Source organism: Candidatus Nomurabacteria bacterium (assembly GCA_023898665.1).
Lineage (GTDB): Bacteria > Patescibacteriota > Saccharimonadia > Saccharimonadales > HK-STAS-PATE-42 > HK-STAS-PATE-42.
This window is the reverse complement of sequence record CP060233.1, coordinates 55,769-78,035: the sequence shown is the minus strand read 5'-3', so window position 1 is coordinate 78,035 and position 22,267 is coordinate 55,769. Positions and strand designations below refer to the sequence as shown.

Sequence of the window (22,267 nt, the reverse complement as noted above, 5' to 3'; positions counted from 1 at the left end):
GCTAGTTTGGTATATTCTTATGTATAGTTAGCACTTGACTACCAAGAGTGCTAACATATAATATTGGAAGTACATACACTTAAAGCAGTCAAAAACAATAAGTTTAAGGAGGAAATGAACTTATGGGAAAGATAATCGGAATTGATTTAGGAACTACAAACAGCGCGATGGCTGTAGTTCAATCTGGTAAACCAACAATAATTACCAATAACGAAGGGAACCGCACAACTCCTTCTGTTGTAGCTGTAAAAGGTAAAGACGGTAAAGAAGAGCGCATCGTAGGTTCTGCTGCTGTTCGTCAAAGAGTAACTAACGCCGAAAACACAATTTATGGGGTGAAGAGACTGATTGGACGTAAGTTTAGTGATAAAGAAGTCCAAAAAGATATCGACCTAATGCCATACAAGATCGTTAAGTCTGGTAACGGTGTTAAAGTAACTATGTCTGGCAAAGATTACTCACCAGAAGAGATCTCTGCAATGACACTCTCTAAGCTTAAGGCAGATGCAGAAAGTTTTCTTGGTGAGCCAGTAACAGAAGCAGTAATTACAGTTCCAGCTTACTTTGATGATTCACAAAGGCAAGCAACAAAAGATGCCGGTAAGATCGCAGGCCTAGAAGTTAAAAGAATAATTAACGAGCCAACTGCCGCAGCCCTTGCTTACGGTCTAGATAACAATAAAGAAGAAAAAGTTGCCGTATTCGACCTCGGTGGTGGTACATTCGATGTCTCAATTTTAGAACTTGGTGACGGTGTTTTCGAAGTTAAGTCCACAAACGGTGACACTCACCTCGGTGGTGAAGATTTCGACCTAAGAATTGTTAACCACTTCGTTGATGAAATCAAGAAAGAGCACTCAACCGACCTAACTAAAAACCCAACTGCAATGCAGAGGCTTAAAGAGGAGGCTGAGAAAGCTAAGAAAGAGCTCTCAACTGCCCAAACTTACGAGGTTAACTTACCATTCTTAGACCAAGGTGAAGACGGTCCAATTAACTTTGAGTACAACTTTACTCGTGCTAAACTCGAAGATCTAGTAAAAGACTTAATCGAAAAGACAGTTGAGCCATGCAAAAAGGCTCTAAAAGATGCTAAGCTTAATAGCTCAGACATCCAAGAAGTCATCCTAGTTGGTGGTATGACCCGTATGCCAGCAGTGCAGGCTAAGGTTAAAGAAATCTTTGGTAAAGAGCCAAAACAAGGAGTAAATCCAGACGAAGTCGTTGCCATGGGTGCAGCAATCCAAGGTGGAGTTTTGCAAGGAGACGTAAAAGATGTTCTTCTTCTAGACGTAACACCACTTTCTTTAGGTATCGAGACAATGGGTGGAGTTTCTACTAAACTTATCGAAAGAAACACTACAGTTCCAACTTCAAAATCTGAGGTCTTCTCAACCGCTGCAGATAACCAACCTCAGGTAGAGATCCATGTGTTGCAAGGTGAGCGAGAAATGGCCGAAGGTAATAAATCTCTGGGTAGATTCATCCTTGATGGAATCCCTCCAGCGCCTCGTGGTATCCCACAAATCGAAGTTACATTTAATATCGATGCTAACGGAATTCTAAACGTAACTGCAAAAGATAAAGGAACTGGAAAAGAGCAGAGTATTACAATCCAAAATTCCGGAAACTTAAGTAAGGATGACATAGAAAAAGCCCAAAAAGAGGCTGAGGCTCATGCCGAAGAAGATAAAAAGAAGAAGGAAGCAGTAGAGGCTAAAAACGGCTTAGAGAACGCAATCTACCAAGCAGAAAAGATGCCAGATGAAATGGGCGATAAGCTTAGCGACGAAGACAAAGAAGAGATCAAGAAAGCTGTCGAAGCCGCTAAAGAGAAGCAAGGCTCAGAAGATAAAGAAGAGCTAGAAGCAGCCGCTAAAGAGCTTTTAGATAAGATCCAACCAATCGCAACTAAAATGTACGAACAAGCTGCAAAAGAAGCCTCCGAAAAATCAGAAGAGTCTAAGGACAAAAAAGAAGAAGCTCAAGAGGCCGAAGTAGTCGACGAAGACGAAAGCCGCTAAGCTTAATCTAAGAAAATCCCCCACTTTCTATAGTGGGGGATTTCTGCTAAACTCAAGAGTCCGTATTTATGGATAGGCCTAAGTCCACAACTGATAGATTAAAACAAATCATGCCATTTGGGGTTGGATCAGCTCCAATTAGCCCTGCAGATGGAGAAATTGCAGCGCTAATGGCTTCACAAGGTATTTTACCTATAGAGCTAACAGATGGTCATGAGGCTTCTTTTGGACCAGTTGGTACAGATGCAGTAGAACAACTAATAATTAGCGAACTTGGAGACGTGGCCTCACATCCTCCTATAGTTCCGGGCTCAAATGTAGTTTCAATGTTTGGTAGCTTAGGAGAGGATAAATAATAATATGAAGATAACAGTAATAAACGGAAGTAATAGAGAGGAAGCACAAAGCTTTAGAATAGCTGAGTGGCTCCAAGATAGACTTAAGTCTAGTGATGTAGAAGTAGACTTTGTTGATTTGAGAAAAGTCGACATGACCTTTGTTCCTGACGAATACTGGGCAGGACAGAGCGATAAAGCTAAAGCAATGGCAGATGAATACGCTAAGCTTAGCAGCTCCGATGGAGTAGTTATTGTTACTCCAGAGTGGGGAGGAGCAGCATCGCCCGTTCTGAAACATTTTATTCTAATGTCCGAGAAGAGCTCATTCTCTCATAAGCCAGTATTAGTATTTGGCGTATCAGCAACCCATACTGGTGGAATCCGCCCTATCGAAGATATAAAACACCTCTTCAAGAACGCTCGTGGAGTCTTTGTACCAGAGCCAATAGTCATCAATGATGTTAACAACTTCTTAGAAGGCGACAGTAGAGACGAAAAGCGTGAAGATTATCTCATTAAGCGTACAGATTACGCACTTAAACTCTTAGTAGAATACTCTAAAGCACTAAAGCAAGTTAGAGGTTCTGGGATAATCGATCACGAAACATATCCTCACGGAATGTAGACAATCATTTGGTTTAGTTGCTAGGTGTTAAGATAGACCCTAAAAACTCTAATACTGCTCCTGGGTCATATGCCACAATAGCCCCAGCGATACACCCAAGAGCTACGATCTTGTGATTAACATCTCGAGATCTGGTTCTGGTGGGCTCCCTTTCAGCGTTACTAGATATTGTTTTCTCTGCCATATGCATGAGATTATCTCATAATTGTATTTATAAATAAATTGCTAGAGTTTAAACAATCTTAACCAGTCTAGCTCTTATAACTACACGCCCGTCAGCCGATCCTTTTAGAGTACAAGTATAAAGAGTCATATATGGCTCCTCTCCATCTTTAAGTGGATCTTCGATTTCTGTCTGATCAGGCTTAATATCAAAAATGTCAAAAATCTCGTACTTATATCTTGCGCCATCAAAATCAATAACTATAGAATCTCCGACAGCCAGTCTATCGGTATTATAGAAAGGGCTTTGTTTAATTGTTTCCTGAGGAGTATTCCCGCGGATCCACCTATGAGCACTAATAATAAAGTTTCCGCCCATAACTGGATCTCCACGCTCCGGTAATCTGTGCCAAGCGTTTCCATTATTCATAGCTTCCGCTCCACCGGTATTAAGCTTAACGTTTACTCCAAGCTTTTGGATGTAAACTCGATCATTCCCTTTTTCGGGCAGAGTCCCACTCAAAGTTTTTTCAACCTTTCCAGAGTTTAAATAAGGAGTAAGCTTTGGAGCGAAGACTAAACTTAAAAGATATAAACCGATTAATAGCGGGATTATAGGTAATATAACTTTCAGAATCTTCTTAAGTTTAGTACCTTCTTTTTTAGATTCAACTTCACTTTGCTCTAAACTAGTTTGAGAGTTTTTCTTCTTTTTCAACATATCTTTATACAGACCTTTGCAAAGCCTCGACCAACTTACTCACCAGTGGGATCTTATCGAATGCACCTAAAATCCATACCACTAAACCTACGACAACTGTACCACCAATAAAGATTCCAAAACCTTGCGCCATTCCTTTAAGAGCCGTAAATCTAAGAGCCTTCCACTTATCGACATAACCCCCGAGCTCATAGAAATCTTTTAACTTTTGTCCAAGCTTTTGGAGCTCTTTATCACTCATCTGTTTCTCTTCCATATAGCTTAAGTTTAGCATATATCAATACTTTTCTTTTTCTGTAATAATTAGACAAGAATAAAGTAGAATGTAAGGCTAAAACACCTTGAAAAATCATATAGAAAAAGTCCTAAGAAAGGTATTTAAAAAGCGCTTTGCGCGCTTCTTTGTGGTCGGCGTTTGGAACACGCTGGTTGATTTAACTGTGCTTACGATTATGGTTAAACTTCTTGATGTCCAGGCAGATCAAACTCTTAAGCTTATTCTTGCAAATTCTGTCTCTGCCACAGCCTCAATAACATCAAGTTTCTTATTAAATAGATTTTTTGTATTTAGAGATGGTGGCAATCCGATTCATGGCAAGAAAGTTGCTACTTTTATAGCCGTAAGCTTAATTGGAGCCTACGGAATTAACAATACAGTCTTAAATCTTGTCGTTTTGCATGCAGATTGGCTACATAACTTTACGTACTCAATAGTTCAAGCCTTAAGCTTAGATTCAGTATTTAGTAAGAACTTCGTAACTATATTTACGGGTAAGGCAGTCGCAGGTTTAAGTTCAATGCTTTGGAGCTTCTGGGCCTACGGCAAATTCGTTTTTAAACGCGACTGAGCTAGCCCTTAATCTTCAAATTACTTAAAATCATCCGGAGACAGCTTTGATATGGCTCTGATCTCAGCCTCCTCATCAACTATAGGAGGTAGGCCATGCTTAGTATCTTCCATAAAAGTATTTATATCATACTCAACTACAACAGCATGTGTTTTATTTTCAAGTTCAGATATTAATCTTAATCCAGTTTGTCCTATAAATTGCTGTGTGTGCGGTTTATTACAATTAGGACATCTGTATGCAAGAAAACCTATCATATCGGTGGATGTGGAAGGTAGCCTGTCTTTTCTAACATGCAAAGATACGGTGGGATGATCCCCAGACACTTCCAACCTTACATCCCCACCACCATCTTGACATGAGGTTAGTATAGGTCTATTTGGTTTATTAATTCCTTTTGAATCTGACATACTTAGATATTATCATAAACGCTTTGAAAAGTCAATCCATAAAGGGTTCTATGTTTTCTAAATCAGAGATTGACCCAACAACTCCTATGATTTCATCAGTATCAATAGGATTGCCAAGCTTTAGCCCAAATGTCTCTGGTGTAGTAATTATCCTGAACCCGGCTACAGTTGCTAGGTACTCAACTTCCGCTGGGCTTATTTTAATTTCTTTACTACCACAACCTGGACAGGTCATTAAAATGCAAGCAGAGTGACCTAACTCAGTTTGAGTCTTATTGGGAATGCTAACAAATCTAGCATCACTAGAAATCTCGACTGCACGCACAATTGTAGTTCCGTGCTCGGCTATACAAACTATATTAAATTGACTAGATGCATTTCTAGCACTAGTGCCAAAGCCATTAAGTTGATGAGTAGAGTTCACTCTTAAAAAATACAACTCTTTGATCTTTACGGTCAATTCAAATCTTCCCCTAGCTCTGTTATAATGTGTAATAATGACAGCAAGGGAAATCCGCAGAGCTTATCTAAAATTTTTTGAAGAAAGAGGACATCTAATTGTTCCGAGAGCTTCTTTAGTGCCACAAGATGATCCAACAACTTTATTTACTGGATCTGGTATGCAGCCAATGGTTCCATATCTCTTGGGGGAACCATATCCCAATGGCCAAAAGAGAATCTCTGACTCTCAGGTCGTCTTCCGAGCTGTTGATATTGATGATGTAGGGGACAGCGAGCACTTAACTAGCTTTGAAATGCTAGGAAACTGGAGCTTTGGTGATTATTTTAAAGCGGAGCAGATTCCATGGATTTGCGAATTCTTATTTGATGTTATTGGGCTTGATATCAATAAGGTATATGTAACTTGTTACGCTGGTAATGAGAGTCTAGGCATTCCAAGAGATGATGAGGCTATTAACCTGTGGCAAGAAGAGTTCAAGAAAAGAGGAATCGATGCCAAGGTTATCGAACTCTTAACAGAGGAAGAGGGTAATAGGCGAGGTATTGAGGATGGAAGAATATTCTTATATGAAGGTAAGGAGAATTGGTGGGGCAGAGGAATACCAGAGCTCAACACTCCAATTGGAGATCCTTGCGGTCCTTGCTCTGAGATGTTCTTTGATTTTGGAGAGGAGTATGAAGATGAGATCAAGTATGGCAAGGCTCATCCTGCCGGCAAAAGTCCAAGATTTACAGAAATTGGCAACAATGTATTTATGGGCTACAAGCGTGAGAGCGAATCTGAGTTTGTTAAGCTTAAAGCTCCAAATATTGACCAGGGCGCAGGCCTGGAGCGTTTAGCTATGGCATCACTAGGAGTCCCAGATATATCCGCAACAGATCTTGCTAAACCAATTAATGATCAGATTGAATTAATCACTGGCAAAAGGTATGAAGAAAACACCAAAGCTTTTAGAGTAGTAACCGACCACATAAAATCTGCCGTTTGGTTGGCAACCGATGGAGTCTTGCCGAGTAACACAGGTCAAGGCTACGTCCTAAGAAGATTAGTAAGAAGAGCAGTTAAGTTTGCACTAGATTTAGGCATATCACAGAATCTAGTATCACAGCTTGCTCCTGTTGTTAGAGAAATCTACGGAGAAGATTATAAAGAAGTTATAGCTAACTTTGACAATACTCTAACCACTTTAGAAAAAGAAGAAAGAGTCTTTAGGCAAACTCTCCAAAAGGGCTTAAAAGAACTTGAGAAGGTTGCAAGACAACATTCTCTAAGCGGAGCAGATGTCTTTAAGCTTTACGATACTTACGGATTCCCACAAGAATTAACAGTAGAGGAGTGCGCACTGCGCGGTTACAAGCTTAATGATAAATGGCGTGACGAATACGAGATCTCTATGCAAGAACAGCGCGAGCGCTCTCGCACTGCAACTGCCGGTCAGTTTAAAGGAGGTCTTCAAGACCACTCTGATATTGTTGTTAAGTACCATACTGCAACTCATCTTATGCATAGAGCCCTCAGAAATATCTTAGGAGATCATGTCATCCAAAGAGGATCTAATATAACCCCAGAAAGATTAAGATTTGATTTCTCACATCCAGAAAAAATGACTCCAGAGCAAATCAAGGCAGTTGAAGATATGGTCAATGAGCAGATCCAAAAAGATTGGCCAATGACATGGCGCGAAGAAAATACCAAAGAAGCTCTAGATTCTGGAGTAATGGGGGCATTTGGGGATAAGTATGGCGAGATGGTTAAAGTGTATACAGTTGGAGATCCAGATGGTGAGAATTACTCACGCGAGATTTGCGGAGGTCCGCATGTTAAGCATACCGGAAAATTAAGCGAAGAAGGCAAAAAGTTTAAAATCCTAAAAGAAGAATCCTCATCCGTCGGAATCCGCCGCATAAAAGCCGCATTAGTATAGATACCTATGAAGCTTAAGGTGGATATCTTTTTAGAAAAGTTTTTGGCGAAGTCAGATTTTGATAAGCCGACCAATGCAAAAGATTCTATAAAAGTAATAAAGAGAATTAAGCTTAATAATACTAAAGCAACTTTTTTGTTTGTACCGTGGCAATCTGGGGATGTAATGCAAAGATGGATCATGAAGCAAGTCCCAAAAAGTAGGGATACATATTCTATATCACCTAGATCTCTTTTGCTTAAAGATCCGATTCAAACCAAAGAGCAGTGCATTAGAGTTTGTGAAGAAGCCACAAAAAGAGTCCAACAAATTCTAAACGAGAATAATTACAAAGAAATTAATATCGTTGGATTAAGCGTAGGAACCGGGGTTGCGGCTTACGCGGCCAACAGAATAAAAAGCGCTAATCTTAAGTTTGTAGATTTTGTTTGTCCTGGAGCTGAACTTTCTACTGCGCTTTGGCTTGGCTCAAGAACTCAGAATCTTAAAGATTGTTACGAAGAACAGGGCTTCTCTCTTATGCAGATACAAAAAGAGTGGAGTAGAGTGGATTTAATTAATAACTTAGATTTTGCCAAAAGTACAAAGCTTAGAATAACTTATAGTAAATCAGATTTGGTGATAGTTCCAAGACAATCTGAGAAAGTTATAACAAACCTTAAGTCTAGCAATACTTATCTTAAAGTTAAAACCAATAGATACTTCGGACATTATTTAACTATGTTTTGGGTTTGGCTTACTTGGCGTACAGTCTACCTCTCAGGCAAGATAAAATAATCTCTTTGCCATCTTCATTAGGATGAATGTGGTCAACCAATAATTCATCTTCTCTACCAGTAAAATAGGGAAGAAGATCAACAAATTCAATATTATTCTTACCACAGAGTTCTTTAACTAACTTATTGTACTTAACGATTACCTCATTTTGGTATTGGATCTCTGCACCATTGAGTTTAACCTTTTCTTCAGTAGAAGTTAGCAAGCCTAAAACTATAACCTTCTTAAACTTTCTTTTTGCTAAGCTTAATAATTCTCTGTAAGTGTTCTTAAAATCGTCTATATCTGGGTTTATTTCATTGCCATCATTAATATCTTTTATAATTGCAGTGTCGTTTACCCCAGCCCCAATAATTAGTGTTTCACCAGTATCTAATTCTTTAAGCTTATCTAAAACTTCATTAACTCTATACCCAGGAACTGACAGATTCTCAAAGCCTTTAAGCTTAATAAAAAAAGAGTTACTATCACCTATTATCAATTTAGAATTACTAATCACTGAATTTGACATTCTCTGGGTCTAGTTCTGCTCCCGCTCTTACAAATTGATCCCCAATAAACTCAGAAAGACATGTCGCTGGCACTATAGCACCACTAGGTAATCGAACTGAGCCATGTGGGCTGAGTCTATCATGGACTCGTGGCGCTGCAACTCTTTGCTCGAGCTCAACTTTATCTGGCGGGTGATCTTCTGCTCTAGCATGTAAGATTACTTTTTGATCAGTCGATCTCCTTAAAGGGTGGCAAGACATCTTTTATGCTCCTACACGGTCTTTCTTTTGACCTCGTTTAGCATTATTTTCGACATATTTGATGATTTTAGTAGCAATATCTTTTCCCGTAATTTTTTCTGGAGTCATTATGCTAGCTGAACTATTAACTTCTAAGATTAACGGCCCGCGATTAGAACGCATCATATCAACTCCACAAATGGGTAGACCCATAACTTTAGCAGCTTTTTTTGCGGCCTTCTTTTCTTCTTCTGTAAGCTTAACTTTACGACCTTCGGCGCCTAAGTGAGTATTACTTCTGAACTCATCATCCAATGACTGCCTTTTAATACTGGCATAAATCCTTCCGCCGATCACCAGAACACGGATGTCGGTCCCGGCACTTTCTTCGATAAATTCCTGCACCATAAAGTTAACATTCTCAACATAAAAAGCTTGCATCACCGCTTTAGCAGCTTTTTTAGTCTCTGCCAAGACCACTCCCTTCCCATGAGTTCCTCTTAAAGTTTTAACAATATAAGGCCCTTTACCAAACGCATCCAAAATATCATCAGTATCAGAATCGGAGTTCGCAATAATCGTTTTGGGAACTCCAATGTTTGCTTTAGCCAAAAGTTGCATACTCCTAAGCTTATTTCTGCTTCTATTTATTGCAAGAGATGACGCCGCCACATAAGTTCCCTTCATCTCAAACTGCCTTAAAACAGCTGTCCCGTACTTTGTATAACTTTGAGCAATACGCGGGATTACCGCATCATATCCGGTTAACTCTTTACCTTTATAAAATATTTTAGTTTCTCCAGACTCAACAGAAAGGTAGCAGTTTTTATAGCTTTTGATATGGCAAATGTGACCGCGCTCTCGAGCAGCTTCTCTTAGCCTTTTATTTGTGTAGCTTGCACCACCTAAAATCAGAATCTTCATATGCTACTTGCTCCTTTCTTTTAACTTTATTTTAATCTCTTCTTTGTCTTTTCCAAAATAAAAACTCCTCGAGGAATCAATTAAATAGTTACCATGTTTTAATATTCTCCTACCTAGTAAAAATTTATTTCTCAATCCAGTTCTACTGCTTAAGCTTATCTCTTCCTTAATTATTTTATCCCCCATTAAAATCTCAAGCGGTACAACAAAGCGTTTTTCTCTATGGCCACCAGTAGGAGAGACTTCGATTTTTCTAAACTTATCAAACTCTCTCTCAACTCCATTATCAAAAACAACTTTAAGTTTAGAGTCTTTTAACTCCACTGAGCCTACATGCAATGAGCAGTAATAAGCACCACTATCAACTTTAGCTCGTATAACTTCACCAGATTCAAAAATACCAATATACTCTCTACGCCCAACTTTTTGAGCTTCTTCCAAGTCTATCAAACCTGTTTTGTTTGGTTTATAAGATTTCTTCTCTAGCAATTCTCTAATCATTTCTGCATATGCTTCAGTCTTCTCTTTAGCAAACTCACCAGTAATAAGTTGTGGGCTTATATTTACCTCTAAAACCATCCACCTGCCAGTAGTTTTATCTTCAATTAGATCAACTCCTGCTACACTGAGTCTATCAACCGCAGCAGCACGTTTTACTAAACTTAGTACCTCTTTTGAAACTTTTTCTAAATCTATTTTGTTAACATTTGCTCCGCTCGAAGTATTATTTAGATGAGTTTTAGACTTGTCACCGGAGCGCTTAAAGGCCAGTCTAACTTCTGAGCCCATAACTAAAAACCTGTAATCACCATCATTTTCAACATAAGGTTGTAATACGAAGTTAACATCTTTATTCTTACTTAATATTTCTCTTAAATCATCTTTAGACTTAACTAAAAAGTTATTCTGTCCTTTTCTACCAATATCTGCTTTTAAGACAAGAGGAAAGTCATTAAACTTATTAAAATACTTGAGAGAGTTTAATAAGCCGTTACCAGAGGTTGCTCCTAAAGTTGGGACTATATCCACTTCTTTTAAGCTTCTTTGCATAGCGCAAGCTAGCTTTCCAGAGGGCACTGCTCGTTTTAAGTACCTATCAATAAAGGGGATATTCTTAAACTCTAAGTATCGAGCAGCTGCAATAGCATATTCTCTTTTAGTACCAGTATAAACAAAAACTACTAAATCAAACTCAGCAATATCCTTATTGGTTTCTCTTATAAAAACTTTAGATTCTTCTCCATTTACGTAATAAGTTAACTTACTAAGAGCAGAAGTAGTAAGCTTAATGTGCTCATTATCTAAATTCTCTTTTATTAAACTAGAAAAACTCTCCCAGTTTCTTTCTGTAAGATTTTTAGGCTTAACTCCAAATAAAATTAAAACATTTTTCATAAGCTATAACTCCTCAAAGAACTTGCTAACAGCTTTCATCTTTTGGGGTATGTAAGTACCTTCATCAAGCATAGTTTTTTTATTTACTTCTAAGATGTAGTGCTTGCCAGTTTCTTTATCGACTAAAATATCAACTCCACATAGCTCTCTGTGTAGAGCTTTAGCCGCATTTACTGCGTCTCGCTTCATTTTTCTACTTAAGTCATTAGTAGGTATTAACTTAGCTTTTGCCCCAAGCGATGTGTTGTTTCTATGGTCACCTTCAACTGCACTTCGATGAATAACTACTCCAACTTTATCACCAGTAATTAAGAATCTATAGTCTCCATCGTTAGGAACCATTTGCTGATATATAAAAATCGTATCTTTGTACTCATCTCTATTTAAAATTTTTTTAAGTTCTTTTTTATCTTTTACTAAAAAGTTATGGCCACCTACACTTGCATTAGCACCCTTCATAATAAGAGGGAAGGGCAGCCACCACTTTTTTTCTTTTAATAACTTTTTTACTTCTGGTCGTGCTGCAATGATAGTATCGGGAACCGGTAAACCTTTTATACTTAGTGCTACTAGCTCAGTTAACTTAGAGAAGCTCTGCAAGTTGGTATTTTCAGAATTAATGACCTCAATACCCCACGCATCTGCAGCAATTGCTACAGCTGTAACTTTCTCTTGGGTCTTACTCTTTAGCCTTCGTACATAAATAGCTTTAAAATCACGAATATCACGACTACTCATTGTCTCAGTAATCTTTAATTTAGAGTCTTTTATCTCGAAGATTAAGTTTTTTAGAGACCCTTGAACTGCAAGATTGTCGTTCCCAGCATACTTATTTACGCTCTTTACGAATCCAGCAAAATCTAGACGCCTATCCCTCTTAAAAGGGAAAAGCACCAGAACTTGTTTATTGTTTGATTTTTTACCACCGCTTATCATGTCTATTATTCTAGCATATAGAGGGGTATAGAGTCAATGATTGAATTACTCTAAATCTGATTCTTCCGCGCTTGAGAGATTAGTAGCAATGATATCTATAACTGAAGGATCAAATGCTCCGCATTTACCTCTTATTGGGCCTCCGCATTCACCAGCTCTATCTGCTAGCTCACTTAATACTGCCGCTCCATTATGAAAAATACCTTTTGCCGCCTCGTCTGAGACTATCACCAAAGGGTAGTCTTGGGGGTATTCAAAGGGTTCGAATACTGTCTCATAGGGCGGTACTTCTTTAACTTTGCCTTTTCTCCGCCAGGACCTACCTGAATTGTGTGGTTTAACCCTTACGTTTTCATGGTATATCTCTGCTAAAAGAGACGTTTTTCCTATCCTATCAATCATTTCTATGGCTTTTCCTATGGATGAGAAAGCAGGATCCCAGAAGCTTCGTCCAGAATTCGTTCTTGCAACCTCATTAGTTTCTAGAATAACACTCCCAACACACAGTCCCCTAGAAGGACATATCTTACACACTCCTGGTGCATTCACTCTATTTACCTCACTCATATCTATTATTATAATACATTAATGGTCAAAGAGTCAAAATCTTAGCGCATTATTTCTGCAACTCTACCAATCATATCTACAGTAAACCTTTCAAATGGTTTTTCCTCTAAGCCTAACTGTTCAAATCCGCGGTTATGTTTTTCAGCGTCCGGAAACTCTAATCCTGCGAGGTTAGGGCCAAGGGTTCTCTCCATGCTCTCCCAAAAATCTTGAAGCCACAGTTCAGGGTTGCCATCTGGATCCCCACTTATAGCGTCCCAAAGAGCAGTATCAGTCAGCAATCTAGCGCCTTCTTTTATGTCTCCTGAAAGCGGCCGAAACGGTAACTTCTCCCCAGCTACACTTTCTTTTAAGGAATGTCTTCCTAGTAATAGAATCATCTTAAAAGCCTGGGGCAAAAAACCAACATAAGTTTCTCCGGGCAACCCATCAGCGCCTATTGTAATTCTTTGGGTGTCAATCATAATTCTTCTGTTACCTGAGCCTTTTGAAGGTGTAAATAATGCAAAACCATCTCCTTTCCCTTTTGGTTTATGTCCATTGCTGTATCCTGGTTTACCATTATTTCTATATCCAATGTAAAGATTAGAGCCATCTGGTAATACAATTGGACCTTCAGAATTTGCAGCCCCAAAAAGTCTCTCTATTATCTCATGTTGTCTCCTAGGACTATACTTAGCTGATGGCCTCCAGGTTGGTCCACCAGCGAACCATAGTTTTGTTTTTATCTCTGACATCCATTTATCTCCATTGGTAGAGGATTATACCTTTAAGACTTTAAAATAAAAAACTTAAGCCTTATCTAAATAAGCCTCGTTTTTTTGCTGATTTGAATTCTTCGAGCAGTTCTTTTTGGTGTTTACTTAAGTTAGTTGGAGTTTTAACTCGAATTGTAACAATATGATCTCCTCGACCAGAGCCTCTAACATACGGCACTCCTCGTCCGCTAAGTTTAAAGTCATTCCCGCTTTGTGTACCAGCCGGAACTCTCATCTTAATTTTGCCATCAACAGTTTCAACATCGATCTCTATACCTAGAGCAGCATCAACCATTGATATCTCTTCAGAAGAAAGAATTAAGTTTCCCTCACGGGTAAACTTTTTATGAGGCTTAACTCTAATTTCGACATATAAATCCCCACGAGAACCATCGTCGCCCATAGCTCCTTTGCCGGATATTCTAAGTGCAGCTCCGTCATCAACACCTTGAGGTATAACCACTTTAACTTCTTCAGTTTGTTTAGTTCTACCCTTGCCGTTACAGACCGTACAAGGTACATCCGGGATCTTACCCTCACCGCCACAAGTATGGCAAACTTCTTCTTGGTTAATCTGACCAAATGGGGTACTAAAGGTTTTAGTTTGACTACCTTTGCCGTCACAAGTTGGACAACTTTTTAGCTTATGTCCTGGCTCACTTTTTGTGCCTTTACAGTGTTCACAGGTAAGTTCGGTAGTCACATCCATCTTCTTCTCTGTACCAAAAACAGCCTCTTCAAAAGTTAGAGTTATTAGCGTCTGCAGGTCTGCTCCTCGAGATTTTCGTCTACTCCCACCGCCACCTCCAAAAGCTCCGCCAAAGAAGTTGCCTAAGATATCATCAAGTCCAAGGTCGGAGATATCGAAACTAAATCCTCCTCCAGCTCCGCTAAAGTCAAAGCCTCCAAAACCTGCTCCTCCACCCGAACTGCTAGCTCCACCAACTCCAGCGTGTCCAAATTGATCATACCTTTGCTTTTTCTCTGTATTACTCAGTACCTCATAAGCTTCAGCTGCTTCTTTAAACTTAGTTTCATCTCCTCCTTCTTTATCAGGGTGATACTTAACAGCTAGCTTTCTAAAAGCTTTTTTTACCTCATCAGCAGAGGCGTTTTTACCAACACCTAAAACTTCGTAATAATCTCTTTTTTCAGCCATACTTTTATCTGTAAAATCTATTTTTTGATTTTAACATATCAAGTAGTATTTTAGCACTCCCAAGTCTTGAGTGCCAATGCTTCTTTATAATTATTTTTAAAATTAAATTAAATTAAAGAAACCCAGTAGCTCCAGAACCTTTGAAGGATTAAGATGAGAATTAGAGCATATATAGAGACCATAATTTCTAGTGTGTATTTTTCCACCATATTCCTTAACTTAGTAGGAAGCTTTATCGCATTCTCTTTAGACGCGTATTTTAATGTAGTCACAAAACTGGCAATGGTTACGACCCAAGCCCCTGAGCAGTAAAGACAGATTGATCCAATCTCATATAAAGTCTCATAAATTAACCATCCACAAAATATTGTCCCGACGAGAGTTCCTGACAAGAATGTTTGCCACCACCACTTCTTCAAACTATTAGCCCCAGCTAATAAAGCCATTCCAGCAGCAATAACCAGTCCAAAACCTAAGATGCCAAATGCCGGATTAGGAATCGTGAAAATACTAGCTTCTGGGCTGTTAATTACTGGAGAACATGCAACTATTGGGCTCAAAGAGCAGCTTGTTATTCTGGCAGGATCTTTTAAAAGAGCTATCTTCTCAATTGTCAAAATCCCTGCAGCTGCTAGACCAATAGATCCACAGACGATTAAAATATATGGGTAAGCTTTTTTAAAATTTTTACCAGCAATTTTTCTAATTAAGAAGAATTCTAAAATCACTAGATTTAATGCCAAAGCGTAAAAAACCTTAACAGATTCTCTAGTATGAAAAACTGTTAAAAAAGTAAACAATAGGGGAATAATAGCTGCGACAGCTTCTAAATTTACTTCTTTATTAAATACTTTCATCTTAAGATCTATTATACCACCACAAGAAATGTACTAATCTGTGTCTAAATACTTGACATTGTGCCTATGCTTTGCTATGATACTAAACATAAACAAAAAAGTTTAGACAAAACAAAAACAATAAACATTAAGTAATAACACTATGAGACAAGATACAAGAACTAATCGTGGACCACGCCCAACACCTAGACCAGGTGAGGTGACAATGGAGTTTGAGCCAATTAGAGTTAACCCGGCTAAACTTGCGATAGCTGGGGCTGCTGTAGTAATAGGCCTGGCTGTGGGTGTTAACTATGGAATTGATAGAATCAATTCTGGTCCTACTCAAGAGCAAATTGATAAAGCTGGTGACCAAACTAAACCAGAAGGTTATAACCCTGATAAGGCAAATCCAAGTGGTGTCCCTACAAGCGGTAACGAGTCAGAATAAATCTTTACTTTTTATACTTAAGTTATAAATATCAGTTTATGGCATCATTTTTTACAAAGCGTTTTGGCGGTGAGTCTCATGACCTCAAAACTATGCGTGCTAATCACTCAGCAATAAGCGCTTTAGGTAGAGTGTCAAGTGGCCCAATTCTTACCATTAAAGTCCCAAGAAGTGCAAAAAAAGATGGAGTAGTCGATGCCCAACACAGATTTGAGGCGGTTCGAGAGCAAAAACCACCCTTCGAGCAAATTAGTCACGTTAAGCCATTTGTAGATGCAGACTTTTATAGTAATGTAAGGTTTATAGATACTACCCAAGAAGGTGCTTAAATCACTAAACTAACTAGTCTTCCTGGTACGTAAATTTCTTTTTTGATCTCTTTGCCGTTTATATGAGCGGCAACTTTTTCGTTTGATTTTGCTAAGCTTAAGACCTCTTCTTGAGTAGCGTCTTTAGTAACTTCAATTTCTGCTCTGACTTTTCCATTAACCTGTACAGCAATTGTGATAGTATCAGCCACTAAGTATTCATCATCCCATTTCGGCCAAGTATCAATATGTACCGAAGTACTATGACCGAGATCTTGCCATAACTCCTCTGTAACATGAGGTGCAAAAGGTGCTAAACATGCAACTAAAGATTCTAATGCAACTTGCCAAACTCCAGATTTTCCGAAACCTCCTGATTTAGCCCTATTCAAAGTATTTAAATACTCCATCATGGCGGCAATTGCAGTATTAGTTTGATCATTCTCAATATCTTTTGTTACCTTACGGACCATCTGACTATTTGCGATCTTAATCTCTTTAACGGTTTTGTCTTCAACTTCAGTATCATCAGTATCTACATATTCTTGAACTAAGTTCCAGACCCTAGTTAAGAATCTGAAAGTTCCCGGCACTCCTTGTGGGTTCCAGCGGATATCTTCACCTGGAGGAGCGGCAAACATCAAATATGTTCTAAGAGCATCAGCCCCATAGCCACTCTCAATAACCTCTAACGGATCAACACCATTACCAGCAGATTTAGAAAAGTTTGTACCATCCGCAGCTAGGATCTTCCCATGATAAAGCATTTGATTGATTGGCTCAGGATTATCTACTAAACCAATCTTAGTAAAGAATCTAGCAACGAATCTTGCGTAAAGAAGGTGAGCGGTGGCATGGTCAGCACCATCATAAAAATCTATTGGCATCCATTTATTTGCCGGAGCACTTTCAAAAATCTTATTCTCGTTCTGATGGTCAAGATAACGGTATAAATACCAACTACTATCAATAAAAGTATCAAGAGTATCAGTCTCTCTTTCTGCTTCCTCACCACATTCAGGACACTTAACCTTAAGCCAATCTGTCGCCCGAGCAAGAGCGCTCCTGCCATCCCCGCTAGGCTTAAAATCATCAAGCTCTGGTAATACAACTGGCAAATCCTTATCAGGCACTAGTACTGGCCCACAACTTGGACAGTAGATAATTGGCGTAGGAGCTCCCCAGTATCTTTGTCTAGTGGCACTCCAGTCACGCATCTTGTAGTTAACCTTCTCTTCAGCAACACCTTTTTTAGCAAGATCAGCCACAATCTTCTCCCGCGCCTCAGATGTAGTAAGTCCACTAAACTCTCCAGAATTTATCAATCTGCCTTCTTTCGGCATTTCCATGATTCTTCCTTCAGACATTTCTAAGACCTCAACCATACCCCCCGATGAACTCCGTTTTATATACTCATCACGACTAACCCATTCAACCTCTTGTTCTTCAGCATCAACCGCAGACTTCAAATCTTGGTCTAAAGACTTAAGCTTAATAAGTATGGGGTAGCAGTAGGCGATTCTATTTACATCTTTGTGTTTAGCAAAGAATTCGGATGCGAATATCTCCCCACATTGTTCTATGGTGTCTATATCAATATAGCCAGTTTCTTCGACTAGCTCTCTCTTAGCAGCTTCAATAGGATTCTCTTCATCATCAATCCCTCCCATAATTGGAGACCAATTAGCTCCACCTACAGGCTTAGCTATTAGGTATTTTTCTTCTGTTGGATGTTTCACAATACAAGTTGCTACATTCCTTGAGACAACTTCTCTATTTTTTATATGTGGATTAGTGTTATCAACAAAAGTAGTAGCCACAACTTGTTCGATTGGAAGATTAAACTTCTTTGCAAACTCGTTATCTCTTTCATCATGCGCAGGAACGCACATAATAGCGCCAGTTCCATAGCCACCTAATACGTAATCAGCAATCCAGATTGGTATCTCCTCATTGTTAACAGGATTAATTGCATAAGCACCGGTAAATACACCAGTCTTATCTTTTGAAGCCTGTCTTTCTACTTCGGTCTTTCTTAAGCTTTGTTTTATATATGCTTCTACGTCTTCTTTGTATTCATCGGTAGCCATTTCTTTTGCAAGTTCATGTTCTGGAGCAAGCACCATGAAAGTTGCGCCAAAAAGAGTATCTGGACGAGTAGTGAATACGGTTATGTCTTTGGAAGAACCTTTGACTCCGAATTTAACTTCTGCACCAACGCTGCGACCGATCCAGTTCTTTTGGGCTAGCTTCACTCCATTAGTCCAATTTAGATCGTCAGTTGCCTCAAGTAATTCATCTGCATATTCTGTTATTTTGAAGAACCACTGTTTAACTTCTTTTTTCTCAATCTCTGGGTCGTCGGCTTTATCATGCCTCCAACACTTTCCGTTATGATCTACTTGCTCATTAGCAAGTACAGTTTGACATTGATCACACCACCACTGCATTCTAACGTCTTGGTAGACTAAGCCGTTTCTGTAAAGCTCACTAAAGATCCATTGGGTCCATTTGTAGTAAATTGGTTGAGATGAATCAATTTCTTTATCCCAGTCAACACCCCAACCCATCGCAGTATATTGTTTTTGGTAGTAAGCAATACATTGAGGAATACTGACTTGAGGTGAGACACCAATCTTAATTGCATAGTTTTCGGCTGGAAGCCCAAAAGAATCCCAACCTACCGGGTTTAGACTTTCGTAACCTTGCTGTCTTTTAAATCTAGCTAGTACATCAGGTATGGTAAACGTGTAAGCATGACCAACATGGATCCCGCTACCACTCGGATAGTTAAACATGCCACTAGCCATGTATTTTGGCTTTTTACTGTTCAGATCAACGGTGTAGGTTTTATTCTCTTTCCACCAGTCCTGCCATTTTGGCTCTATTTCTTTCGGTATATATTTCTTCATTTTCTGTTATCTTTAAACTTAATTTATTTAATTTTTGAGGATGCCAGAAAACAATCTGACTAAACTTAAGCCAGCAGGAGGTAACGAGTCTTTACAATACTCTTCAACATAGCTTTTTATTATAGCATTATTTACAGTGGTTGCCCCAATTTATCCTCATTAAGTTTAAAGAATATAAAAAATGATAAACAAATTATAGAGCTTGCTAATAAACCATACTGAAGTCTTATTCCACCAAAATAGTTAACAAGCGGGAGTAGGGTCACAACCATGAGCTTATATACCATCCTATAGACAGATATTGCCGTAGCCTGGATGTCTTCATCAGCACTTTCTTGAATTGCCGGTGATATTTTGGCAGAATTAAGCCCCCTTGAGAAACTAGTTAATAAAAAGAACAGTATTGTTGCAAATGAGATACTAACACTTAAAATTGCATACGCAAATGCGCACAAAAGGAATGGAATTAATATGCTAAACTTGACCCCTCTCTCTACAAGCTCCGAACCACAGACTGCAACAACAGAGATTGCAGCGAATAGTATTCCGTGATACTTTAAATCAATCTTAGCTTCTAAAAACATGGGTGTTAAAAACCAGACTATAAACATCGTCGACAACATCAAGCATGAACTCAGGAATATTCTCCATGCAAGCTCCTTGTGCCCATGAAGGCAGTATTTAGTAATTAGCCAGACATCCTTAAGAGGGTTGTGCTCAGATACTCTATTCTTACCGGCATTTTCAATAGTTATAGCGAATATCCCAGCTACCAGAAACAGAACTGCTTGTACCAAGAAGACAGATCTCAGGTTCCAGGCACCAAGTACACCACCAAGTATCGCTCCAATTCCCGAAGAAGCAAAACCTATAGTTCCAAACCTAGCAGCAAGAGTCTTGTAATCTAGCTTAGCATTTTTAGAGTGTGCCCTTAAGAGCGCAGAATCTGCACCACCGCTAAGGCTCAACCCAATACCTAACATAACTTCACATGCCACAACGGCCCAAAAGCTGTTAGCAAAGAAGTAACCAGCCATCCCTATTGTCATGAAAAAGTCTCCACCTGCATTACTCACTTTTTTACTAACTCTGTCTGCGAAATATCCAGTAGGGACCTCTAATATAAGCATAGTTGCAGCGAATATGGCTTGAGTAAGACCAATTTGATACTGAGTTAAGCCAATGTCGCTGAAGATAAGCCACATAACAGGCATGAATAGTGTAAATGATGTCAAAGCCGATTCGATCTTTAATATTCGAATAGCTCGTAGACTCTTTATTCTTTTTTTGTATTCCATAACACTTAAGCTTATTGTAGTTTCTTTGTTAAATAAAAAACACCTCATATGTTGTGAGGTGTAAGGTTATAATTTCTTTTTTATCTTATACAGAGCTCACTAGGCAGATTTGTACAGGCATATTGATATAAACCTCTGATGAGGCAATAAGCGCTGTGGTTTTCATAAATAGTGGCATATCTTAATTAAATCATATAATTATGATCAGGTCAATGGTTGATTTTATTGCTTAAAAAGCTTAAGTTTAAGTTAGGCAAGTTTTCTCCGTTAATTTCCAGAAAAGGTTTCCCGATATGCCGAATAGACTCTTTAAAAGATTCTCTTTTTGTTCTCTTCAATTTGTTATTAAATTTAATCTATCCTATCTCTGTAGGAGCTTCACCTACTTCTTTTAATCTTGATAACAGAGCTCCAAACTGGTCAGGGCAGTAGCGAGTTCATAGAGATTGAGAATACATCAGACAGTGTCCTAGACTTAAGTCAATGGGTTTTGCAGTATCATGGGGCTAGCTCGACTAACTGGTCTACTAAAGTTCTAACTTTCACAGATCCACTAATTAAGCTTATAGAACCCGGAAATAGAGCCCTTTTTACAGCCTATGGCTATAGTCCAGCCGATTCTAATATAATGGCAAACTTTACAAGTGGGCTTGCAGATTCCGGAGGCTCTGTTAGATTTGTACCCTTAAGCTTAGACGAGACATTAGGAGATAAGATAACTTGGGGGACTTCAGACCCAACAACCTGCTTGATAGCACCTAAACATACTGATGGTCAAAGTCTAAAGAGGTTCCCAAGTGGCGATGGAGTTCTGGTAGATTCTGGAAAATCTGGGGAGGATTTTTATGTTTCAAATTCACCTTCACCAGATCTTATAGATGATCAAGATCCCTTCTCAATCGATGAAGTAGTAAATTATTGTGGTAAGCCAGAAGACATTGCTGAAGACCCTGAAGCCCCAGGGACTATTGAAGATCCTGGAGCGCCGCCGCCCCCAGTTTACTCTAAAATCGAAATAACAGAACTTTTCCCCGACCCAGTATCACCTCAAAGTGATGAAAATGATGAGTATATCGAATTATATAATCCAAATTCTGAGGCTGTTAATTTAATGGGCTATAAACTACAAACCGGTATGAACTTCACCTACTCGTACGTGATTGGAGATATCACACTTCAACCAAACGAATACTATGCAATTAGCAGAAAAGACTCCAATCTCACACTTTCGAATTCTTCATCTCAAGCCCGTCTCTTAAATCCAAATGAAGAAGTAGTCTCTCAGACTGAGCCATATGATCAGTCTAACCCTGCCCAGAGCTGGCAATACTTTAATAACATTTGGGAGTGGACGGAGTCACCAACACCGTCTTCGGCAAATGTTCATTTAAGCTTAAGCAGTATCTCCAAGACTGCTTCAAAAGTAACGGCTAAACCAGCCGCTAAAGCTACTAAGGATAAGAAAACCAGTACTAAAAAAGCTTCCACTAAAAAAACTTCAGTCAGTAAAAAGCCAGCTTCTGATAAAAAAGATCCAAGCTCAACTGCATTTACCTATACAGACGATACTGGGACAACAAAACTTCAGCCCTATATAATTTGGGGAGCCGGAATTCTACTTTTTGGCTACGGCCTATGGGAGTACAGGTGGGATATTTTAGCCCTTTTTAAGAAAAATAAAAATAGTGAGTTTGTGTAGG

At 38.9% G+C, this 22,267-nt stretch carries 25 protein-coding genes; 9 read left to right on the top strand and 16 right to left on the bottom strand.

Annotated elements, in window-relative coordinates; translation table 11 throughout:
• The first annotated feature begins 122 nt into the window (after positions 1 to 122).
• The 3 genes from dnaK to H6799_00420 all read left to right on the top strand — a co-directional run bounded on the left by dnaK (position 123) and on the right by H6799_00420 (position 2,987).
• Positions 123 to 2,024 (top strand): molecular chaperone DnaK, encoded by a 1,902-nt coding sequence (gene dnaK / locus H6799_00430; protein ID USN97562.1) that lies wholly within the window; start codon positions 123 to 125, stop codon positions 2,022 to 2,024.
• A gap of 68 nt (positions 2,025 to 2,092) precedes the next feature.
• Positions 2,093 to 2,380, top strand: a complete 288-nt coding sequence (locus tag H6799_00425; GenBank protein ID USN97561.1) for a hypothetical protein — start codon at positions 2,093 to 2,095, stop codon at positions 2,378 to 2,380.
• Positions 2,381 to 2,384: 4 nt separating this feature from the next.
• Positions 2,385 to 2,987: an NAD(P)H-dependent oxidoreductase gene (locus tag H6799_00420; GenBank protein ID USN97560.1), complete on the top strand. Its 603-nt coding sequence runs from the start codon at positions 2,385 to 2,387 to the stop codon at positions 2,985 to 2,987.
• Positions 2,988 to 3,000: 13 nt separating this feature from the next.
• Here the strand turns inward: H6799_00420 and H6799_00415 are convergent, their stop codons facing one another.
• Genes H6799_00415 through H6799_00405 form a run of 3 tightly spaced genes read right to left on the bottom strand, consistent with a single transcriptional unit; the run spans position 3,001 to position 4,126 of the window.
• Positions 3,001 to 3,171, bottom strand: a complete 171-nt coding sequence (locus tag H6799_00415; protein ID USN97559.1) for a hypothetical protein — start codon at positions 3,169 to 3,171, stop codon at positions 3,001 to 3,003.
• A gap of 48 nt (positions 3,172 to 3,219) precedes the next feature.
• Complete coding sequence (locus H6799_00410) at positions 3,220 to 3,870, bottom strand: class E sortase (GenBank protein USN97558.1); 651 nt, start codon at positions 3,868 to 3,870, stop codon at positions 3,220 to 3,222.
• Positions 3,871 to 3,874: 4 nt separating this feature from the next.
• Positions 3,875 to 4,126: a hypothetical protein gene (locus H6799_00405; GenBank protein ID USN97557.1), complete on the bottom strand. Its 252-nt coding sequence runs from the start codon at positions 4,124 to 4,126 to the stop codon at positions 3,875 to 3,877.
• 85 nt (positions 4,127 to 4,211) lie between these two features.
• Here H6799_00405 and H6799_00400 point away from each other — a divergent pair, with 85 nt between their 5' ends.
• A complete protein-coding gene (locus tag H6799_00400; GenBank protein ID USN97556.1) occupies positions 4,212 to 4,718 on the top strand; it encodes a GtrA family protein in 507 nt (168 codons plus the stop codon).
• 20 nt (positions 4,719 to 4,738) lie between these two features.
• Here H6799_00400 and H6799_00395 read toward each other — a convergent pair whose 3' ends face one another.
• Both H6799_00395 and H6799_00390 read right to left on the bottom strand, forming a co-directional pair.
• A complete protein-coding gene (locus H6799_00395) occupies positions 4,739 to 5,128 on the bottom strand; it encodes a hypothetical protein (GenBank protein ID USN97555.1) in 390 nt (129 codons plus the stop codon).
• Between the two features lie 31 nt (positions 5,129 to 5,159).
• Positions 5,160 to 5,588 carry a hypothetical protein gene (locus H6799_00390; protein USN97554.1) on the bottom strand — a complete coding sequence of 143 codons (429 nt, stop codon included), beginning with the start codon at positions 5,586 to 5,588 and terminating at the stop codon, positions 5,160 to 5,162.
• Positions 5,589 to 5,625: 37 nt separating this feature from the next.
• Between H6799_00390 and H6799_00385 the strand changes: the two genes are divergently transcribed.
• Both H6799_00385 and H6799_00380 read left to right on the top strand, forming a co-directional pair.
• Complete coding sequence (locus H6799_00385; GenBank protein USN97553.1) at positions 5,626 to 7,515, top strand: alanine--tRNA ligase; 1,890 nt, start codon at positions 5,626 to 5,628, stop codon at positions 7,513 to 7,515.
• Positions 7,516 to 7,521: 6 nt separating this feature from the next.
• Positions 7,522 to 8,292, top strand: a complete 771-nt coding sequence (locus H6799_00380) for a hypothetical protein (protein ID USN97552.1) — start codon at positions 7,522 to 7,524, stop codon at positions 8,290 to 8,292.
• On the opposite strand, the gene H6799_00375 is transcribed toward H6799_00380, so the two are convergent.
• The 9 genes from H6799_00375 to H6799_00335 all read right to left on the bottom strand — a co-directional run bounded on the left by H6799_00375 (position 8,252) and on the right by H6799_00335 (position 15,619).
• On the bottom strand, positions 8,252 to 8,803 hold the full coding sequence (locus H6799_00375; GenBank protein USN97551.1) for an SGNH/GDSL hydrolase family protein: 552 nt from the start codon (positions 8,801 to 8,803) through the stop codon (positions 8,252 to 8,254). The genes H6799_00380 and H6799_00375 overlap by 41 nt on opposite strands.
• Positions 8,784 to 9,044 carry a hypothetical protein gene (locus H6799_00370; GenBank protein USN97550.1) on the bottom strand — a complete coding sequence of 87 codons (261 nt, stop codon included), beginning with the start codon at positions 9,042 to 9,044 and terminating at the stop codon, positions 8,784 to 8,786. Before H6799_00370 ends, H6799_00375 begins: the two co-directional genes overlap by 20 nt.
• Before the next feature lie 3 nt (positions 9,045 to 9,047).
• On the bottom strand, positions 9,048 to 9,947 hold the full coding sequence (locus H6799_00365; GenBank protein USN97549.1) for a RimK family alpha-L-glutamate ligase: 900 nt from the start codon (positions 9,945 to 9,947) through the stop codon (positions 9,048 to 9,050).
• A gap of 3 nt (positions 9,948 to 9,950) precedes the next feature.
• Positions 9,951 to 11,342, bottom strand: a complete 1,392-nt coding sequence (locus tag H6799_00360) for an ATP-dependent zinc protease (GenBank protein ID USN97548.1) — start codon at positions 11,340 to 11,342, stop codon at positions 9,951 to 9,953.
• Between the two features lie 3 nt (positions 11,343 to 11,345).
• Positions 11,346 to 12,278 carry a hypothetical protein gene (locus H6799_00355; protein ID USN97547.1) on the bottom strand — a complete coding sequence of 311 codons (933 nt, stop codon included), beginning with the start codon at positions 12,276 to 12,278 and terminating at the stop codon, positions 11,346 to 11,348.
• Between the two features lie 45 nt (positions 12,279 to 12,323).
• A complete protein-coding gene (locus H6799_00350) occupies positions 12,324 to 12,845 on the bottom strand; it encodes a hypothetical protein (GenBank protein ID USN97546.1) in 522 nt (173 codons plus the stop codon).
• 41 nt (positions 12,846 to 12,886) lie between these two features.
• Entirely contained in the window at positions 12,887 to 13,582 is a 696-nt protein-coding gene (locus H6799_00345) for a hypothetical protein (GenBank protein ID USN97545.1), read from the bottom strand.
• 61 nt (positions 13,583 to 13,643) lie between these two features.
• On the bottom strand, positions 13,644 to 14,762 hold the full coding sequence (gene dnaJ, locus H6799_00340; GenBank protein ID USN97544.1) for a molecular chaperone DnaJ: 1,119 nt from the start codon (positions 14,760 to 14,762) through the stop codon (positions 13,644 to 13,646).
• 107 nt (positions 14,763 to 14,869) lie between these two features.
• Entirely contained in the window at positions 14,870 to 15,619 is a 750-nt protein-coding gene (locus tag H6799_00335) for a vitamin K epoxide reductase family protein (protein USN97543.1), read from the bottom strand.
• Positions 15,620 to 15,761: 142 nt separating this feature from the next.
• Between H6799_00335 and H6799_00330 the strand changes: the two genes are divergently transcribed.
• Together H6799_00330 and H6799_00325 are read left to right on the top strand one after the other, a co-directional pair.
• On the top strand, positions 15,762 to 16,049 hold the full coding sequence (locus tag H6799_00330; protein USN97542.1) for a hypothetical protein: 288 nt from the start codon (positions 15,762 to 15,764) through the stop codon (positions 16,047 to 16,049).
• A 38-nt stretch (positions 16,050 to 16,087) separates the two neighbouring features.
• Positions 16,088 to 16,378, top strand: a complete 291-nt coding sequence (locus H6799_00325; protein USN97541.1) for a hypothetical protein — start codon at positions 16,088 to 16,090, stop codon at positions 16,376 to 16,378.
• Here the strand turns inward: H6799_00325 and H6799_00320 are convergent.
• Both H6799_00320 and H6799_00315 read right to left on the bottom strand, forming a co-directional pair.
• Entirely contained in the window at positions 16,375 to 19,269 is a 2,895-nt protein-coding gene (locus tag H6799_00320) for a class I tRNA ligase family protein (GenBank protein ID USN97540.1), read from the bottom strand. The two genes, H6799_00325 and H6799_00320, sit on opposite strands and share 4 nt — an antisense overlap.
• A 131-nt stretch (positions 19,270 to 19,400) precedes the next feature.
• Complete coding sequence (locus H6799_00315) at positions 19,401 to 20,567, bottom strand: MFS transporter (protein USN97539.1); 1,167 nt, start codon at positions 20,565 to 20,567, stop codon at positions 19,401 to 19,403.
• 397 nt (positions 20,568 to 20,964) lie between these two features.
• Here H6799_00315 and H6799_00310 point away from each other — a divergent pair, with 397 nt between their 5' ends.
• The gene (locus H6799_00310) at positions 20,965 to 22,266 is read left to right on the top strand and encodes a lamin tail domain-containing protein (protein ID USN97538.1); all 1,302 of its coding nucleotides are present in this window, start codon (positions 20,965 to 20,967) and stop codon (positions 22,264 to 22,266) included.
• The last annotated feature ends 1 nt before the right edge of the window (position 22,267 follow it).

Coding starts and splice junctions, on each gene's coding strand:
- H6799_00425 (USN97561.1), top strand. CDS start 2,093: ATGGATAGGCCTAAGTCCACAACTGATAGATTAAAACAAATCATGCCA.
- H6799_00345 (USN97545.1), bottom strand. CDS start 13,582: ATGTCAGAGATAAAAACAAAACTATGGTTCGCTGGTGGACCAACCTGG.
- H6799_00370 (USN97550.1), bottom strand. CDS start 9,044: ATGTCTTGCCACCCTTTAAGGAGATCGACTGATCAAAAAGTAATCTTA.
- H6799_00405 (USN97557.1), bottom strand. CDS start 4,126: ATGGAAGAGAAACAGATGAGTGATAAAGAGCTCCAAAAGCTTGGACAA.
- H6799_00335 (USN97543.1), bottom strand. CDS start 15,619: ATGAAAGTATTTAATAAAGAAGTAAATTTAGAAGCTGTCGCAGCTATT.
- H6799_00325 (USN97541.1), top strand. CDS start 16,088: ATGGCATCATTTTTTACAAAGCGTTTTGGCGGTGAGTCTCATGACCTC.
- dnaK (USN97562.1), top strand. CDS start 123: ATGGGAAAGATAATCGGAATTGATTTAGGAACTACAAACAGCGCGATG.
- H6799_00410 (USN97558.1), bottom strand. CDS start 3,870: ATGTTGAAAAAGAAGAAAAACTCTCAAACTAGTTTAGAGCAAAGTGAA.
- H6799_00315 (USN97539.1), bottom strand. CDS start 20,567: ATGGAATACAAAAAAAGAATAAAGAGTCTACGAGCTATTCGAATATTA.
- H6799_00420 (USN97560.1), top strand. CDS start 2,385: ATGAAGATAACAGTAATAAACGGAAGTAATAGAGAGGAAGCACAAAGC.
- H6799_00320 (USN97540.1), bottom strand. CDS start 19,269: ATGAAGAAATATATACCGAAAGAAATAGAGCCAAAATGGCAGGACTGG.
- H6799_00365 (USN97549.1), bottom strand. CDS start 9,947: ATGAAGATTCTGATTTTAGGTGGTGCAAGCTACACAAATAAAAGGCTA.
- H6799_00395 (USN97555.1), bottom strand. CDS start 5,128: ATGTCAGATTCAAAAGGAATTAATAAACCAAATAGACCTATACTAACC.
- dnaJ (USN97544.1), bottom strand. CDS start 14,762: ATGGCTGAAAAAAGAGATTATTACGAAGTTTTAGGTGTTGGTAAAAAC.
- H6799_00385 (USN97553.1), top strand. CDS start 5,626: ATGACAGCAAGGGAAATCCGCAGAGCTTATCTAAAATTTTTTGAAGAA.
- H6799_00375 (USN97551.1), bottom strand. CDS start 8,803: ATGTCAAATTCAGTGATTAGTAATTCTAAATTGATAATAGGTGATAGT.
- H6799_00415 (USN97559.1), bottom strand. CDS start 3,171: ATGGCAGAGAAAACAATATCTAGTAACGCTGAAAGGGAGCCCACCAGA.
- H6799_00330 (USN97542.1), top strand. CDS start 15,762: ATGAGACAAGATACAAGAACTAATCGTGGACCACGCCCAACACCTAGA.
- H6799_00360 (USN97548.1), bottom strand. CDS start 11,342: ATGAAAAATGTTTTAATTTTATTTGGAGTTAAGCCTAAAAATCTTACA.
- H6799_00380 (USN97552.1), top strand. CDS start 7,522: ATGAAGCTTAAGGTGGATATCTTTTTAGAAAAGTTTTTGGCGAAGTCA.
- H6799_00355 (USN97547.1), bottom strand. CDS start 12,278: ATGATAAGCGGTGGTAAAAAATCAAACAATAAACAAGTTCTGGTGCTT.
- H6799_00350 (USN97546.1), bottom strand. CDS start 12,845: ATGAGTGAGGTAAATAGAGTGAATGCACCAGGAGTGTGTAAGATATGT.